Raw genomic sequence first — 17,065 nt, forward strand, 5'->3', positions numbered from 1 at the left:
CGCCTTATCCGGAGAGTCCGGCGACCGCGCTGCGCAGCCTGGAGGCTCCGCGCGGACGCCTCTTGCCACCCACCACCACCAAGGCTCAAATCAACCTAGGACTCTCGTTATGGCTGGATGAGAAAAGGGGGTCACGTCACCCCAAGCTCCATTAGCTTCTTATTAGTTTTTCCAATCCGCCATTCCACCCGGCACCTAGGGTAGTCTTCGAACTCGGAATATTTTCCCTTTTCCTGAATTTCATCCCTCTTGTTGTAGGCCATGTTTTTGAAGCCCTTATCAAGAAGGCTTGTCACTGTTTGGAGCCCGCCCTCCTTGTCCACATATAATTTGACCTTTCGATCATCGCGCAACTGGACCACCAAATCGTTGAACCTAATTCCGAGTATATCGACCGCAATATCCACCCTCGTAATGGTCCCGAATTTAACAAACCAACCAAGCCCGAACTTATTTTTAGAAATCTCTCGCAAATAAGAATCCATCTTGTCGACGGCATCCTGCGAAAAATGAGCTGGATTGAACTCAATTCGTATCGCCCAGGGCTTATCTGGGAGGCCAATTTGAATAAGCGCTCCAGCCTCTTTATCGATCACGAGAATGGCCGAGTGCTTATATTTTCCTGTTTCCTTCTTTTTATATTTTCCAAGCTCTTTTAACGAATATAGAGGCAGCCCGCCTTCTTGGTTGGCTTTTCCAACCAATTCGGCGACGTTCTGAGCGATCTTGGTATCCTCAATCTTAGCAGTGATACTAATATTATCAATTATCGGATTAAGAACGAAGGCCCCCTTCTTGGATCCAACCGCATAGGCGATCCTCGAACTGGGGATCTCAATCTTCTTATTAGAGGATGTGACGACGCTCCAGAAAACCGGCATCGTCAGGGCGCCGCCTTAACAGAGGCATCTTGGCGCAAAAACTCGAATTTCAGAGGGTATTTTACCTTCTGTATGGCCGAATTCAAGTGCTCAAGGGTGGCGCCAGAGCCATAAATCGCATGAACGCTGGCGTCTGAATGCCCCATGAGAGCTTTCGCAATGGATTCAGGAACTTCAGCTTCCATCAATGCATCCTTGAATGTGTGCCTCAGGCTATGAAATGTCAGCTTGCGGGATTTCAGTCCGATCGCGTCAAGATAACGCCCGAACTGCTTGCTGAAGGCGTGAGAAGGATCTCCCATGTTCCCGAGACGCACTTCGGGGAACAGGCGCCCTTTCGGATCGACCTTTCGCCGGCGCTCCACATAGTCGAGCAGGCCGCAGAAAATGAGTTCTCGATGAATTGGAATTTGCCGCTTGCTGGAAGCCGTCTTGAGGGTCTTCTGCCCCGCCGCTCCTTGCCATACGTGAATGAAGGGTATCTCGCCCTGTTGTCCGATGTCCGACACTTCCAGTTGAACGATTTCTCCGAGGCGCATTCCCGTAAAAAGCCCAATCAGGGGTATCCAGAATTGGCCATCTCGGATCACTACAGACCCCGGTGCAGATCGACGAGCGGCCGACTTCACCCCCGTATATGCAGGCGATGAAAAGAGTTGGCGGAGCTGATCCGCATTGAAGGCAAGCCGCGCATCTTGTTGTTCCTTCAATGATGGCTTCGCAACCTGAACCATCGCCCCTGGACGCTTGACGATAATTTCTTCGTTCTCAAGCCAAATCAGGAACGATTTCGCCAAGGCGAAATACTTTTGGACCGTTTTGGCGCTGAGTCGTTGGAAATCCTTGGGCTGTTTAGAATGGCCATCTGTGCCGGTCTCTTTGACGATTTGTCGCTTAGCCGCATGGGCAGGCAGATCCGTGAGACGCTCTCGGAAATTCTTCACATCGCTGGTCGTTAGCGACGCGGCCAGGCGATCTCCGCCGACCACTTCGTTGAAAAAATCCAGCACTCTCCTGTTGTCGAGATAGGTTTTGTGAACCCACTCCTTATCCTTCTTTTGAGCGCAATATTCTTCAGAAGCGGCCCTTATTGTCACGCTGGACGGCGGCGCAGAACTCGCCTCCAATTCAGGTGCCGGTGCAGTTGACTGCAAATTAGCAAAGAGCGGGTCCACGGGGCTGGCGTTCGCCTCATCTCCCCCCATCCGCGCGGCATAGATGCGGAGATGCTCGATCTGGGCGCGTACGATCGCTTCCCTGAGCTGGTCCCGACTATCCAAGGAGAGCTTTTCCACCGGGAGTCCAACCATCTGCAACGCCTGAACAGCCTCGGCCCAAACCCTACCGTCAAATGAGTGATTGGCGAGCGCCCCCCTGACCTTCTGAGCGGCCTCCAGCGAGTCTGAGGCCTCAAACTCTTTGTCCAGATCACGGCCGATGCGGGCAGCCCATACGAGCTCATTCACGCGCTTGAGGCCTTCGAGGAAATAGGCTCTCGCTGCCTTTTCGATATCCGGGCTGCAGTTCGATCATCGCTTCGACGCTTGCAATCAATTGCACGCAGAGCGCGCTTACGCTCCGGCATCGAAGCCTAGCGATTCCCGCATCGCTTGTCCTGAGGCTTATTTTCAGCTCGGTCCGCCCAAGAATGCGCCGGAGATGGCGCGGCACGGCCATTCGGAAGCCGTAGGTGGCCCGCCCTCGCACAAGATGGGGAAGCTTGTAGTTGGCCACAGTGCTGTACCGTCTTGCTGTACCAAAGACGGGCTGCGCGAACGTGCTGGCCGATTGGCGCCAGGAAAATCAGGCACCTAAGGGGAAACTGGCGGGCCGCGTCCGATAGTGATGATCACTACGTTTTCGCTATAGCACTATGAAATCGCTCGCCGCCCCATGTTGCGCGCGAGATCGAACGAATTGCGCAGCGTGTGGCTTTGATTGTATGGGGACCACCTCAAGTCGGACGACGCGAAATTCAACATGACTTTCGTATTTTCGATATGGCATTTCGCGTTCGCGGTTGCTGGCGTGCGAGGGTACGTGCTTTCCCATGCAGCCATGACTTTTCAAACCGCGACGCAATGCATGTTCGGACGCAGCGCGGCTTCGGCGATCGCGGCCGCGTCAGCGGCATCATTCTTCTGCCGCTTCACAAAGGGCTTCACGTAGATCGGCGGAACCAGCCGCACGTGGCGTCCAAGGCCTTGAGCGACGCGGCCCCAATAATGGCTCGTTGCGCAGGCCTCCATCGCCACGATGCAAGGCGGCTGCGCGCTCAACAGTTGGATCAGCTTCGCGCGGGACACCGTCCGGTTGAACAGAACCGCCCCGCCCCGATCCGTGCCGCAGACCTGGAAACTCCGCTTGGCCAGGTCGATCGCAAGGACATGAACATCTGGCATGTGCCCCTCCCTTGAAAGCGCCACCACGGCGCTGCCCGGACACAATACGAGCCCGCAGGAGGGGGCATCCACCCCATCAGTTCACGCCCTCCAGGCTCGGAACATCCCCTGTAACCTTACGTAAAAAAGGTGAGCCAGGACACCCACTTACCCATACATGTTATCGGCAGTGATGAGGACGGCATCCGATGCAGGATGCCGTCCTCTTTGTCTGGGGGATGGCTCAGAAATTGACCCGCAGATTGCCCTTGAGCGTGTTGCTCTGCGCATCGGAGCCGAGCACGCCGTCATAGGCGAAGCCGGCGCTGACCGCGTCGTTGAAGGCATAGCTGAGGCCCACATTGAGCGCCAGCGCATCGCGGGCGATGGGCGTGCCGGAGACCAGGAACGGGGTGGAGCCGTTCAGCCACATCACCGACGTCGTGTCCACGTCGCCGAAGGCATGCTGCCAGCCCAGCTTGAGGCTGGGGGTGAAGAGGCCGTTGCCCACCACCATGTCGGTGCTTAGCCGCGCGCCCAGGGTGGTAAGCGTGGTGCTCATGGACTGCGCCGAGCCTGAGAGTGCGGCGGCGCCGCCGGTTTCGGAGAAGGCGTCGAAGTTCTGGTTCACATAGGCCACCGCCGCGAACGGCGACACCTGAGCCGGTCCGAAAGCGAACGGACGCGAGACTTCGCCGAACACCTGGGCGGTGTTGCCGTTGTAGCTGCTACCCAGGCCGTTGGAGAAGGTGCCGAAGGCGACGTTGCGAGACGCCATAGAGCGCCAGGTCGGTGTGGCTGTTGTCGGCCTTGGAGTTGAGGCTGTCCACATGGCCATCGGACTGGCCGAAGCCGGCGGCGATGCCGAGGCGGGTGGTGTCGAACACCTTGACGTCGGCACCGGCGATGAAGCCGCTCTGGGTCCAGCCCAGGGAGGCGAGGCCGTCGCCGGAGGCATTGCCCCAGCCGCCGTAGCCGGTGGCCCACACGGCGACGTTCAGGCTCGACGAGAGCTTGGCGGTGGCCTTGTCGGGCTTGGGCCCGGTGGCGTCGTCCAGGCGCTCGTTGATGGCGGCGCGCACCTGGCGGGCGTCATCGAAGGTCTGGGCGGCGGTGGAGGCATAGACCTCGCCGGTCATCTGGCTGAGGGCGGCGGCCAATGCCGTCGGGGCCAGGCTGTAGAGGCTGTTGAACAGCCCGGCATTGGCTCCGGTCAGAGCAATGCCGGCCACCGGGCGAATGCTGTCCACCGCGCTGCCGAGCGCGCTGGCATTGGCGGTGGTGGCCAGGCCGTTGGCCGCCAGGTTGCCGTACCACAGCGGGGTGACCACCAGCGCCAGGCTGGTGGGGCCGTAGAGGGCATCGAAGCGGGTGGAGGCGGGCAGGCCGCTCGCCGGCTGGGCCAGGCCGGCGAAGGAGCCGGAGAGGCCGGCGCTGCTCTGGATCACCGTGAAGCTGGTGCCCAGCGGCGGGGTGTAGCTGTTGGTTGCGCTGCCGGTGATGCCGCGCAGGGTGGGCGCCAGGGTTCCGGCCACGGTGACTGTGCCGTTGGTGCCGGTGGTGACGAGGCGGGAATAATTGCCCGCGCCGGTTCCGGTGCCGGTGCCGTCGATGTCGGTCTGGAAGGTGGAGGTGCTGGCGAGCGTCACCGGCCCGTTGACGGTGAGGGTGCCGGGCGAGTTGCCCGGCGCCAGCCGCCCGGCCACCACCAGCGGGCCGGAGAGGGTGCCGGAGCCGCGCAGGGTGCCCGAGGTGCCGATGGCCAGCGTCGAGGAGAAGGCGCCGTTCACCGACAGCAGGCCGCCGGTGACGGTGGTGAGGCCGGTATAGGAGTTGTTGCCGGTGAGGGTGAGGGTGCCGGCACCGGCCTTGGTGAGGCTGGTGCGGCTGGCGCCATCGACGATCTGTCCGGCATAGCTGGCGGAGCTGCCGTCTGTGCCTACCGTGAGCTGGCCATTGCCAATAACGGCGGTGGCTGTGGTGCCGGTGAGCGATCCGACCGTCAGGGCGGTGCCGCCGAGATCGATGGCGCCGTTATTGCTTAGGCGGGTGATGCCTGTGGTGCTGCCGGTGAGGGCGACGGCTGCGCCGGAGGCATTGCTCACCGTTCCGGCGAGCACGCCGGCGGCCTGGACAAAGCCGGTATTGCTGAGCCCGCCGGCAATGGTGCCGGTGGTGATCAGGGTGCCGGCATTGGTGACGCCGCCGGCCAGGGTTCCTGCGTTGGTGAGGGTGGTTCCTGCCAAGGTGACGACCGGGGCGATGAGGCTCGCGGTTTCGGTAAGCTGGAGGCCGCCGCCGGCGAGGGTCGCCTGGCCGGTGAAGCTGTGGGTGGCGGTGAAAACCAGGGTTCCTGCCCCGAGCTTGGCGAGGCCGCCGGTGCCGGAAAGGGACTGGTTCAGGGTGAAGGTATTGTCCAGGCTGGCAATATCGAAGCCGCCGCCGCCGTTGCCCCAGGTGATGGCCCGGCCGGTGGTGGTGAAGCTGGTGCCGGTGACCTGGAGGATGCCGCCGTCAAAGGTAAGGCCCCCCGCCGCCGCGCCGAGGTTGGCGTCACGGGCCACCGACAGAATACCCCCAGCGAATGTGGTGCCGCCGGAATAGCTATTGGTTCCGGTGAGCGTGAGAATGCCGTCTCCGGCCTTAATCAGGCTGCCGCGGGTAGGGACATCGGCGAAAGCCGCGACGCGCGTGGTCTCCACCTGAATCTCGGTCTGCCACTCGGGGGTGAGTGTCGGATCATGGGCGGCCTTGCGGGCTGCCCATGCGGCCGCCGCTGCGTCATTCTCCTGCTTGCGCTGGATGAGGGCGTCCTCGGAGATGTTGTTGGACCAGGTATCGCGGGTGCCGGCCGGGAGGTTCGCGGCGACTGAGCCAAGAAATTGCCCTGGGCCATTCATGGCCTTATTGAGATCGATCACGCCCCAACCCCAGACGGCGTTGGGAGCATTGGGATTGGCATCCGCCACGCCGGCGACCACGTTGCGGTGATAGGCCGTGGTGAGCAGGACATCGCGGGCCTGCTGGTTGGTCATATAGGGAAATCGCTCCATGATCAGGGCCAGCGCGCCAGTGGCATGGGGCGCGGCCATGGAGGTGCCGTTCACTGTTGTGTAGCCGGTCTGCTTGTTTGGATTGATAGCCCATTCACCGAGATTCCATCGAGCGCCTGGCGCATAGGTAGGAACCGTACTGTTGATAGCGCTGCCTGGTGCGACAACGTACCAATATTTGGCGACGCCGGCTCGATTTGAATAGCTCGCGAGGACAAGATCTCCGGGATTTAGGCCGCCATTGCCCCCCTTAGCAGCTGCGCCTACGGCAAGCCAATTGCTCTCAAGATCCGGTCTGAAATAAGGTAGCGAAGATCTAACGTTTGGGTTGCTGTATCCGGTGTTTCCCGCCGCAAATACCTGAATAATATTGTATTGTTTTGTGGTCTCGGAAAGCGCGTCGACGTAGCTGAGCTTGCCAGAAAATTTAGAATAAGCTGTGCGTAAGCCTTGGATGGTGTTGTAATTGTCTCCAGTAGGCGGGCTGCCCCAAGAGGAATTAATCACACGTGCGCCGGCCGCCGCTAGGCTACCATAAGCGTTTTTGAAGTAGGCATAATCAACGTTCGTTCCGTATCGTGCCGAGTCGTTCGTTTGTGTGTTGGTGACGTAGACATTGGCATTGAACGCCACGCCTTGCATGCCGACGCCGTCTCGGGAGGCCCCGATCGTCCCTGTGACGTGTGTCCCGTGTGGATCGTTGTAGATGGGGCTGTACGTTCCCGGAGCGGTATAAGAATCACCCGCCTTGAAGAAGCTTGGTTGTGGCGACTGATTCTGCGGCTTTCCGGACCCGTCCATAAAATAGAAGCCGTCCGATCCGAAGGTCCCGGTGATGGTGAGCGGCTTGACGCGGCCATCGGCGAATTCCGGGTGGGCACTATAGACACCTGAATCAACAACACCCACCGTCACACCCAGGCCGGTGTAGCCCGCCGCATAGGCGTTGGCGGCGTGCATGGCTTCCAAGCCCCAATCGGCCTTGTATTCCGGCGTGCGCCAACTCGCGGGATCGGCGGTGGACAGACTCTGCGCCAAGGCGTTATGCGACACCGACGCGCCGAGCGCGGCCAGCCCTAGGGTCCAGACTCATAACCAGTAGCTGACGGTTGCCGCGATGCTGACTGCTGCAAGGAAGTTGATGGCGAGGCGGTCATATCGTGTGGCGATGCGCCGGAAGTCTTTCAGGCGGCAGAACATGCGCTCGATGGCGTTTCGGTCGCGGTAGAGCACGGGAGAGAAGCAGTTCTTCCAGAGCCTGTTGGAGCGGGGCGGAATGTTCGGCATGGCGCCCATGCCCTCGACCTGTCGGCGGATCGCATCGCTATCGTAGCCCTTGTCACCATGGAGGATGCGGGCACTGGACATCTGGCGCAGCAGAACCGCTCCAGCGGTGCAATCTGCGACCTGTCCGCCGGTCAGCAGGAATGCGACCGGTCGGCAGTGGCGGTCTGTCAGCGCATGGATTTTGGTCGTGCGCCCGCCCCGCGAGCGGCCGATCGCCTGACTGCTCTCCCCCCTTTTCCACCAGAAGCGGAGCGATGAGCTTTGACCGCAGAACTGTCGATCAGCACCTGGGCGGGAGGACCTCCTGCGCTGGCGAGAGCATGGAAGAGGTCTGTCCAGATCCCCTTGGCAGCCCATCGGACAAAGCGGTTGTAGAGCGTCTTGCGCGGCCCATATTCGGGCGGCGCGTCGATCCATCGGCCGCCCGATTTCAGGACATGCACGATGCCGCTGATCACCCGCCGGTCATCGACACGCGGCTTGCCGCGCGTGTCCCTGGGCAGATACGGCTCAAGCCGCGCAAACTGCGCATCCGTGAGCCAGAAACGGTCTCCGCTCATCATCAGATCCTCCACGGACTGATGAATCACAACATGCTGCGAAGGCCAATTATTTTATGGGTCCGAGCCCTAGGCCGGTGTGCCGCAGCAGCGAGGCGATAGATGTCCGCCGGCCCCTGCGATCCGTTGGGATTGATCGAACAAGCCTTTTCACGCGCATTCCACTCACCGCTTGATAGGAAACAGGATCGGCCATCCGTGACGGAGTGGACCGAATGCTCGAAATTCAGGTCAGCTTGCCGGTCACCCGCGACTTGGGCGTGGGAGGGTCTATGATGGCAGAAAGGGGACGCGACGATTGCCTTCGGCGCCAGACATGGCACATCAGTCGCGCAGGAATCTTGATGCGCACACGTGCAGCCAATCGCTCTCTTGGGTGCTTTTTTGTTGAGCTATCGCTCAGTTTGAGTGCTGGTGCCAGGGATGTGAAAGCCCTGGTCGGCGGCTGCCGGTAACATGGCATCGCCTGTCGCTCGCCGCTGGTGGAGAGCGAGCGCAGCCCAGCATGTCAGGCATTGTATCTCTATCCCTTTGTCACTCATTGGCTCGGAGAGCCATCGAGCATGGCGGCAATGGAAAAATTCGTCACCTAATTAGTCTAGGTTACGGTTCATAAAATCTGCTTGTCCAGAAAATTTAAGCAACTTTCAGAAACTATCTCTGGATATATTGGGTTGCGGTCGGATCGATATTATAATCAATTGGTGTAAGGCCTCGACACCTCACGCTAGGCCGTGTGGACGGATTGCGGTGGGTTTAGGCAGAGGGGATTCCCTTCTGCCCCTTTCGGTGATTCATAGCGGGTCGGCTTTTGGCGAGATCGACCATGCTGACGCGGATGACGGACGAGGATTGGGCGCTGGCGCTGGAGGTGTTCCGCGCCTGCCGTTCACGGCGCGGCGACAAGGGTCGCGACGATCGCAAGTTCCTCGAAGCCATGCACTATTTCACTGTGCACAACATCACCTGGCGGGCACTGCCTGCCGAGTTCGGCGCGTGGAATAGCGTCTGGAAACGGTTCTGGCGGCTACGTCAGGCCGGCGTGTTCGAGCTTTACTTCGAAACCCTGGCCTCGCTGAGCCGCACGGCCCATCTGGTCCAGATGTTCGATTCCACCGTGGTGCGCGCCCACGTCTCCGCCGCCGGAGCAAAAGGGGGCAGGACGGCCAAGCCCTCGGCCGTTCGCGCGGCGGCTTCTCCACCAAGATCCACCTCAAGAGCGACTTCGACGGCCTGCCGATCGCCTTCCACCTGACCGGCGGGGAAGCCGGCGACAGTCCGCTCTTCAAGCTGCTGCTGGATCTGGGTCCCGATGTCACGCCGCGCGCGGCGCTCGCCGACAAGGGCTATGACGCCAAGGCCAACCGGGCCATCGCCCGGGCGCGCGGCATCGCGTCCGCCATCCCTTTCAAATCCAACGCGAAGGAGCGCCCAGCCTTCTTCCCGAAGGCGCTTTACAGGGGGCGCGCCCGCATCGAGCAGTGCTTCGGAAAGCTCAAGCGCTTCAAGCGCGTCGCCCTGCGCTGCGAGAAGACCGAATGCGGCTTCGCCGCCATCGTCGCTCTCGCCTTCAGCTTCATCCTCATCCTCATCCTCATCCTCATCCTCATCCTCATCCTCATCCTCATCCTCATCAAAATCCGTCCACACAACCTAATATGGCGCAGTGGCACTCCACAAACCGATTACACATGAATTGCGCAAGATGGTCAATTAATTTCCAATTCGGTGCCAATTATAAACGATAAGATATAGTATTATTATATGAAGATCTGGCCATTAATATGGCAGCGATCGGCAGTGTGTCGTGGAACTTATAGTCTATCGTGGTCAGGTATATGTTTTTTTCTCCACCGCCGCCGCGCAGAACTTGAAGTCCGGCACGCGGGTGGTGGGATCCAGTCGGTTCACCGTCAGTTCGTTCGCAGCCGCCTCGAAGAAGGACATGGCCATCCACACGACGCCCGGCCGCACCGCCCGATCGGGCATAGCGGCGAGATGCACCATCCCGCGGCGCGTGCGTACCTCCACTTCCCCTCCGACGGTCACGCCCAGCCGGGCGAGGTCGTCAGGATGCATGTGGGCCTGCGGCTCCGGGCTCAGGGCCTCCAGCACCGGCGAGCGGCGGGTCATGGTGCCCGTGTGCCAGTGTTCGCGCAGGCGGCCGGTCATCAGGATGAAGGGATAGTCGGCGTCCGTCATCTCGTCCGCACCACTCGCGTCGAGAGGCACGATGGCGGCCTTGGCCCCGCGGGGAAAATCATCGCCGAACAGGCTCTCGCCGGCGCCGGCTGGGCGCAAGGGGTAGCGCGCATGGTCGTCTTGGACCATCATCCGCCAGCTGAAGCCGGCAAGGGTGGGCAGTTCCTGCGCCATGTCCTCGAACAGGCTCTCCACAGTCAGATTTGCCCACGATAGGCCGAGGCGCGCGCCGATGTCGCGAATGATGCGCCAGTCCGGTCGCGCGCCGCCGGGCAGGGGCAGCGCCGGTGCGATGCGTTGCACCAGTCGGTCGGTATTGGTCACGGTACCCGCCCGCTCCGCCAGCGCCGCTGCGGGCAGGATCACATCGGCGAAGGCCGCGGTCTCGGTGGGGAAGATATCCTGCACCACCAGATGCTCCAGGCAGGCCAGCCCGGCGCGGGTGACGGCGAGGTCCGGGTTGGCCATGGCCGGGTTGCCACCCACCACATAGAGCCCGCGCACCGCCCCTCGACGGGCCGCATCGAACATTTCCACCACCGTGTGACCTGCCTGCGCAAGCGGCCGGTAGCCGGGGAGATAGTTGGGCAACAGGCCGGCGTCGCAGGAGCCCTGCACGTTGTTCTGCCCGCGCAGGGGATGGAGGCCCGCGCCGGGACGACCCACCTGCCCGCACACGAGAGCGAGGGCGATGACGGCCCGGATGTTGTCCGCGCCGAAGGCGTGCTGCGAGGCACCCATGCCCCAGAAGGTCATGGCCGCGCGCGTCCCGGCGAACAGGCGGGCGGCGGCCACGATGTCCTGCGCCGGAACGCCCGTGAGGCCGGCCGCCATCTCCGGCGTGAAAGGTGCGACCCGCGCGCGCAGCGCCTCGAAGCCCTCCAGCCGCCCAGAGACGAAATCCCGGTCGTGGAGCCCCTCCTCAATCACCACGCGCGTCATGGCGGAGAGCAGGGCCACATCCGTCCCCGGGGCCGTCCTGAGGTGATGGGTGGCGAACCGCGACAGGGCCTGAATGCCGGGATCCACCAGGATGAGCTTCGTCCCACGCCGAAAGGCATTCTTCATGAAGGAGGCGGCCACCGGATGGTTGCTGTCCGGGTTGCTGCCCACCATCAGCACCACCTCGGCGCAGGCGATCTCCTCGATGGGGGCGGTCACGGCGGCGAAGCCGGTGGCCTCCGCCAGCGGCGGCACCGAGGCGCACAAGCGTGTGCAGTGGTCAACATGGGGGGTGCCCAAGCCCATGCGTGCGAGTTTCTGCAGGAGATAGGCATCTTCGTTCGAACCCTTTGCCGACCCTAGCACCGCCAGAGATCCGGGGCCGTGCGCCGCGCGCAACCGGGCGAAGCCACGAGCGGCGGTGTCCAGCGCCTCGTCCCAGTCAACGGGACGGAACAGGTCCAGCACCGCGGCGCCGCGCAGGGCGAGGGCCGGATCCTTGGGCGCATCCGCCCGGCGCACCAGGGGCACGGTGAGGCGATCCGGATGCCTCAGGTAGGAAAAGCCGAAGCGGCCCTTGACACACAACCGACCGCGGTTCGCCGGGCCGTCGGCACCTTCCGCCCACGCCACCTCGTCGTCGACCATATGCAGGGTGACCCGGCAGCCGACGCTGCAGAAGGGGCAGACCGTTTCGCCCTTGGCCGTCACCGCGGTCCGTCCACCGGCCCGCTCCAGCGCCTTGGGCGCCAGCGCGCCGGTGGGGCAGAGCTGGGCGCATTCCCCGCAGGAGGCGCAGTTGCTCTCCCCCATGGCCATCCCGGCATCGAATGTCACGTGGATGCCGTCGCCTCGCCCGGCGAGGGCGATGACCCCATTCACCTGCACGTCACGGCATCCCGCCCGGCACTTGCCGCAGCGGATGCACGCCTCCGGGTCGAGGACAATGGCGGGGTGGCTGGCATCCGCGGGACGGCCTGCCGCCCGGTGGCCGAAGCGATCGGGATCGGCTCCGGTGCGCGCGACGAGATCGAGGAACGGCGTGTCGGGGTGGCGCGCCTTCGCCGCGGCGCTCATCTCGGAGGCGAGCAGGCTGACCGCGAGCCGCCGCACCCGCGCGGCGCGCGGCGTGTCGGTGCGCACGGCGAGTCCGGTCCGGACCCTGTGGCGGCAGGCAGGAACCAACTCGGCTTCGCCCTCCACCTCCACCAGGCAGGTGCGACAGCTGCCCATGGGCGCGAAGCCATCGCGCGTAGAAGCGCACAGGTGAGGTAGGTCGAGTCCGGCGGCGGTGGCCGCCTGCAGCAGGCTCTGCCCGTCCTGCGCGGCAACGGGCTGGCCGTCGATGGTGAAGTTGATGAGGCTCATGCGCTAACACCGCGGCCGGGGATGGACAGCCGCCCGAGGAAGCGGCCCGCATTGCGCCCGAGCGCGCACAGGGAGGCTTCGCCCATGACCGCTGCGAGGTCTTCGAGAAGATGCTGATCCAGCGGGCCCGGCGCAGCCAGGGCGCGCGAGGCGTGCGCGGTGCCGATGCGGCAGGGCCCACACTGGCCACAGCTCTCCCGTGCCAGATAGGCCGCCATGCGGGCGGCAATGGCGCGCGGCTCGTCTGTCGCGCCGAACACGATCGCCCCGCCCGTGCCGAGGCGCAGCCCTTCGTCCAGCAGATCGGCAAGCGGCCTGTAGCAGTCTGCGGCGCTCACCAGCGCCCCCGCCGATCCGCCGATCACCATGCCGCCGAGGGCATGGCCGTCCTGCATTCCACCGGCGATCTCCACCAGGTCGGCGAGGCGCAACAGACCGCGCATCGGCTTCGGCCCCGGTGCGCACACCCGGCCCGAGACGCTGAACAGCCGAACCTCGGGATCCAGGAGGGCCGAGGCAGGCGAGCCCAGCGTGCCGCCCCACGCTGCAGTGACGCGATAGAAGGTCTCCACGTTGTGCAGCAAGGTGGGCCGGCCGAGATAGCCGCAGGCGGTGGGAAAGGGCGGGCGCTCGACAGGGCGGGCCGGGCGTCCCTCGAGGCTCGCGATGAGCGCCGTTTCCTCGCCGCAGATGAAAGCACCACCGCTGCGCCGCAGCTCCAGGGCGAGGCCCTCCGCGAGGCCGGCCCCCGCCACCTCCATCAGCGCTTGACGCAGGATGGCGTGGATGGGGACGTAGTCGTCGCGCACGTAGAGGAACACCTGGTCCGCGCCTATCACCCGCGCGGCCACCAGGGCCGCCTCGATCACGCCGTGCGGGTCGTTCTCCAGGATGAAGCGGTCCTTGAAGATGGCAAGCTCGCCCTCGTCGCCGTTCACGATGACCACCGGCGTGCCGCCGGCAGCGATCACCTGCCGCCACTTCTCCGCCACCGGGAAGCCGACGCCCGCCCGCCCCACCGCCTGGTGCACCGACAGCCGCTCCAACATCTGCGCCGCCGCGCCGGGATCGGCCATGATGCGGCCGAGCTGCCCGTAGCCCCCTGCCGCCCGGTAGGCCGCGAAGGAGCGCGGAACGGGTTCGGGGCGGGGCCCGTCACAACGGTTGCGGCACACTCCGGCGCCGAGCGCGCCGTGCAGCAGGCCGCACACCAGATCGCCGCAGCCGTCGGCGGCATAGGGCGTGGTGGCGGCGTAGTTCACCGCCGGAAATGCGGTGGCCACCTCGTATGCCTCGGAGGGGAACAGGCGCAGGCGCTCGGCCAGCGCCAGAAGCCCGGCCTGAGAGATGCCGATCCCGCCCTTGGCGTCGCGGACCTCCAGCAGGATTTCCAGAAGCCGGCCGCGATCATCGCCGCGGGCAAGCACGGTGGCGATCGCGGCCCATTCTGCGGTGTCAGCGGGCGTCGCGGTCTCAGGAACGGGCGGCACGATACAGGTCCTCCCGCAGGCCGGGGGTGAAGGCGGCCGCCGGGCCGTCGAAGAACAGGCGCCCCTGGCGCAGGGCGATGATGCGGTCGGCGTAGCGCACGGCGAGATCCACCTGATGCAGGCTGCACAACACCGAGAAGCCGCGCTCCCGCGCCGCCCGCTGCAGGATCTGCAGCACGTTCTCGGAGGATTCCGGATCGAGGCTGGATATGGGCTCGTCGGCGAGGATCAGTTCCGCCTGCTGGGCGAAGGCGCGGGCGATGGCGACCCGCTGCTGCTGCCCGCCGGAAAGACGCTCCGCGCGCTGATAGGCTTGGTCCATGAGGCCCACGCTGTCGAGGCAGGCGAGCGCCAATTGCCGGTCCCGCGCGCGGAAGCGGCGCAGCAGCACCCGCCACAGGGGCGTCGTCGCGAGCCGGGCCGCCAGCACGTTGTCGATGGCGCTGAAGCGCTTTACCAGATTGAACTGCTGAAACACGAACCCCACCTCCCGGCGCAGCGCCTCAAGGGCAGCGGGCTTCAGGGCAGTCACCTCGGTGCCGCGGATGGTGACGCTTCCGGCATCCGGCTCCACCAGGCGGGTCAGGCAGCGGAACAGGGTGGACTTGCCGCACCCGGAGGGGCCGAGCAGCACCACGAACTGGCCGGCAGGCACGGTGCAGGAGACGCGATCCAGCACCACGCGACCGTCGAACGCCTTGCTCAGGTCGCGCACGACGATTGCGGCACCCTCCTCCTCGCCCAGGGAACGGTCGTGCGGCAGATGCGCAGGGGCGATGCTCTTCATCGGTCAACTCCCATGGGCCGCTCAGGCGCGGCTTTCGCCTTCGAAAAGGCGCGTCGGCGTGCCGGCGCGGGTGGCGGCGGTCTCGGGGCTCAGCACGAGACGGCGCAAGTGGGCGCTCAGGGTGTCGATGGCGATCACCATGGCGAGGATGACGCCCAGCACGGTGGCCAACTTAGGAAAGTCGAGCAGGTCGATGGAGTCCTTCAGCGTCTGGCCGATGCCGCCGGCACCGACGATGCCCAGCACCGTGGAGGCGCGCACGTTGAACTCCCAGATGTAGAGGGTGACGGCGACGATGTTCGGCCACACGTCCGGCAGGAGGGCGTAGCGGAACGCGCGCACCGGGCCGGCACCGGTGAGCTCCAACGCCTCCACCGGGCCGCGATCGGCCGGCTCGATCACCTCAGTGAGCAGCTTGCCGAGGGCGCCCACCATGTTGAACATGACGGCCAGCACGCCAGTGAAAGGGCCGAACCCCACCGCCGCCACGAAGATGAGGGCGAATACCAGGATCTCGGTGCCGCGCAGCACCCCGAACACCGCCCGCACCAAACGATAGACCAGAAGATTCGGCGTGGTGTTGCGCGCGGCAAGCGGCACCAGTGGGATGCACACGAGAAGGGCGCCGATGGTGCCCACCGTGGCCATGGCGAGGGTCTGGAATGCGTCGCGCAGCACCCGGTCGATATCCCGTACGTCCGGCGGAAACATCTGCTGGAACCAGGAGGCGATCTTCGGCAGCCCGTCCACGAGCTTCGCCAGGTCCACCTTCGCCGCCGCGAAGCACATCCCGAGGAACAGGGTCACGGCGAGGAAGACGAGCCCCCGCCGCAGATTGTGCCACGTTAGTAGCGACCGGGCCGGCTCGACGTAGCGTGTCTCCTCGAAGCTTGCGATGGTCATGGACGGTCTCCCCTGGCTCGGCGCGCTATGAAACGGACGCCCGGCTTCATGCCGGGCGCGACGTGGCCGGTGCCCGAAGGCACCGGCCCGCGCGGATCAGGACTTCAGCTTGCCGGTGACGCGGCCGGCTTCCTCTATGATGCCGTAATCGGCATGGGTGGCTGGCACGAAGCCGTTGTAGCCGCTGCCCATGAGCGCCTGCGCCTTGTCCTCCGGGAGGGAGACGAGAATGTCGCGGATCTTCGTCTTCAACGCCGGGTCGAAGCCCTTGGGCACACAGATTGCGTCATTGGGCAGTTCCTGGGAGGTCCAGTAGACGACCACCTTGGCCGGATCCATCTCGCCGGCCTCGATCATGCCGTTGCGGCCGCGGTCCATGTCGGAACCGAGGTCGATGAGGCCCTGCTGGATCATGGACACGTTGTTGCCGAAGGTGGCCCCCTCGCGCAGTTGGAAGAAGTCGCGCGGATCGATGCCGCTCTTCACCAGGAAGGCGTAGGGGATGAGCCAGCCGGAGGTGTTGCCCTGGTCGCTTAGGGACAGCTTCATGCCCCTGGCATCCTTTGGAAACTCCTTGATGGGGAGATCCGGCCGCCCCTCGATGATGGCGTGGTAGAACGGCTTGCCGCGATACTTGGCGGTGGCGATCACCTCGGTGCCGGCGTGCTGGTTGGCCAGCACGTAGCCCCACGGGCCGAGCCAGCCCACATCCACGTGGCCGTTGCTCATGGCCACCGAGATGGCAGCCCAGCTCTCCGGGCTGACCAACTCGTAGGTGGCGCCGAGTTCGCCCGCCAGATAGCGGAACACCGGTTCAAATTCCTTGATGGTGATGGCGGGAGTTGGCCGCAGGGGGGCGATGGCGAAGCGCAGGTGGAGCTTGCCGTCGCGCATCTGCTGGCCGTGCGCGGCACCGGAAACGAGGGGAAGCGAGAGCGCGGAGGCGGCAAGCGCCCCGAAGCGACGACGCGTGATCATGTCGACCTCATGGGTTTATGGCGTGCGCGCCGAGACGGCCCGCCGGCGGGGCTGCCGCACGATGCAACTCCGTGGGCGCCTTCTTGGCGGCAGATAGATTACATATCTCAATGAAAAATAGACAACAATTGCATTTCATTTTGATGACGCTGGCGGCGAAGAGGGCGCGCGGATGCGATTTTATCCATATGTTTCCGACACAATATGAATGAGCTCACCAACGTGCGGGAAAT

General features: G+C 64.0%; 12 protein-coding genes and 2 pseudogenes. 2 read left to right on the forward strand and 12 right to left on the reverse strand.

Features of this window, described 5'->3' with window-relative positions; translation table 11 throughout:
• Positions 1-131: 131 nt before the first annotated feature.
• The 7 genes and pseudogenes from ACE3QW_RS04845 to ACE3QW_RS04875 form a co-directional block, all read right to left on the reverse strand.
• Positions 132-881, reverse strand: a complete 750-nt coding sequence (locus ACE3QW_RS04845) for a hypothetical protein (protein WP_374250681.1) — start codon at positions 879-881, stop codon at positions 132-134.
• A gap of 2 nt (positions 882-883) precedes the next feature.
• The gene (locus ACE3QW_RS04850; protein ID WP_374250682.1) at positions 884-2,347 is read right to left on the reverse strand and encodes a site-specific integrase; all 1,464 of its coding nucleotides are present in this window, start codon (positions 2,345-2,347) and stop codon (positions 884-886) included.
• On the reverse strand, positions 2,340-2,615 hold the full coding sequence (locus ACE3QW_RS04855) for a DUF6538 domain-containing protein (protein ID WP_374250683.1): 276 nt from the start codon (positions 2,613-2,615) through the stop codon (positions 2,340-2,342). Before ACE3QW_RS04855 ends, ACE3QW_RS04850 begins: the two co-directional genes overlap by 8 nt.
• A 335-nt stretch (positions 2,616-2,950) precedes the next feature.
• A pseudogene (locus tag ACE3QW_RS04860) lies at positions 2,951-3,283 on the reverse strand (IS110 family transposase); the annotation flags it as partial.
• A gap of 223 nt (positions 3,284-3,506) precedes the next feature.
• On the reverse strand, positions 3,507-4,040 hold the full coding sequence (locus ACE3QW_RS04865) for an autotransporter outer membrane beta-barrel domain-containing protein (protein WP_063112050.1): 534 nt from the start codon (positions 4,038-4,040) through the stop codon (positions 3,507-3,509).
• Entirely contained in the window at positions 3,991-7,275 is a 3,285-nt protein-coding gene (locus ACE3QW_RS04870; RefSeq protein WP_082772844.1) for a S8 family serine peptidase, read from the reverse strand. The genes ACE3QW_RS04865 and ACE3QW_RS04870 overlap by 50 nt, the downstream gene beginning before the upstream one ends.
• Before the next feature lie 129 nt (positions 7,276-7,404).
• Positions 7,405-8,162 (reverse strand): IS5 family transposase gene (locus ACE3QW_RS04875; RefSeq protein WP_133866454.1). Its coding sequence is split into 2 segments (ribosomal slippage): positions 7,405-7,826 and positions 7,826-8,162, totalling 759 coding nucleotides; the frame shifts between segments, so codons are not numbered across the junction.
• An 838-nt stretch (positions 8,163-9,000) separates the two neighbouring features.
• Here ACE3QW_RS04875 and ACE3QW_RS04880 point away from each other — a divergent pair.
• Positions 9,001-9,201: pseudogene (locus tag ACE3QW_RS04880) on the forward strand (transposase); the annotation flags it as partial.
• Positions 9,183-9,857 carry an IS5 family transposase gene (locus ACE3QW_RS04885; protein ID WP_371745139.1) on the forward strand — a complete coding sequence of 225 codons (675 nt, stop codon included), beginning with the start codon at positions 9,183-9,185 and terminating at the stop codon, positions 9,855-9,857. The pseudogene ACE3QW_RS04880 and the gene ACE3QW_RS04885, both read left to right, overlap by 19 nt.
• A gap of 135 nt (positions 9,858-9,992) precedes the next feature.
• On the opposite strand, the gene ACE3QW_RS04890 is transcribed toward ACE3QW_RS04885, so the two are convergent.
• The 5 genes from ACE3QW_RS04890 to ACE3QW_RS04910 all read right to left on the reverse strand — a co-directional run bounded on the left by ACE3QW_RS04890 (position 9,993) and on the right by ACE3QW_RS04910 (position 16,832).
• The gene (locus ACE3QW_RS04890; protein WP_063112045.1) at positions 9,993-12,674 is read right to left on the reverse strand and encodes a molybdopterin-dependent oxidoreductase; all 2,682 of its coding nucleotides are present in this window, start codon (positions 12,672-12,674) and stop codon (positions 9,993-9,995) included.
• Positions 12,671-14,164, reverse strand: a complete 1,494-nt coding sequence (locus tag ACE3QW_RS04895) for an NADH-ubiquinone oxidoreductase-F iron-sulfur binding region domain-containing protein (RefSeq protein WP_063112044.1) — start codon at positions 14,162-14,164, stop codon at positions 12,671-12,673. Before ACE3QW_RS04895 ends, ACE3QW_RS04890 begins: the two co-directional genes overlap by 4 nt.
• Entirely contained in the window at positions 14,148-14,951 is an 804-nt protein-coding gene (gene phnC / locus ACE3QW_RS04900) for a phosphonate ABC transporter ATP-binding protein (protein WP_082772846.1), read from the reverse strand. Before phnC ends, ACE3QW_RS04895 begins: the two co-directional genes overlap by 17 nt.
• A gap of 21 nt (positions 14,952-14,972) precedes the next feature.
• Positions 14,973-15,854, reverse strand: coding sequence for a phosphonate ABC transporter, permease protein PhnE (phnE, locus tag ACE3QW_RS04905; protein WP_063112043.1), 882 nt, complete (start codon positions 15,852-15,854; stop codon positions 14,973-14,975).
• A 96-nt stretch (positions 15,855-15,950) separates the two neighbouring features.
• Positions 15,951-16,832 (reverse strand): phosphate/phosphite/phosphonate ABC transporter substrate-binding protein, encoded by an 882-nt coding sequence (locus tag ACE3QW_RS04910; RefSeq protein WP_082772847.1) that lies wholly within the window; start codon positions 16,830-16,832, stop codon positions 15,951-15,953.
• Positions 16,833-17,065 lie beyond the last annotated feature (233 nt).

The organism is Xanthobacter sp., from assembly GCF_041911315.1.
Lineage (GTDB): Bacteria > Pseudomonadota > Alphaproteobacteria > Rhizobiales > Xanthobacteraceae > Xanthobacter > Xanthobacter aminoxidans.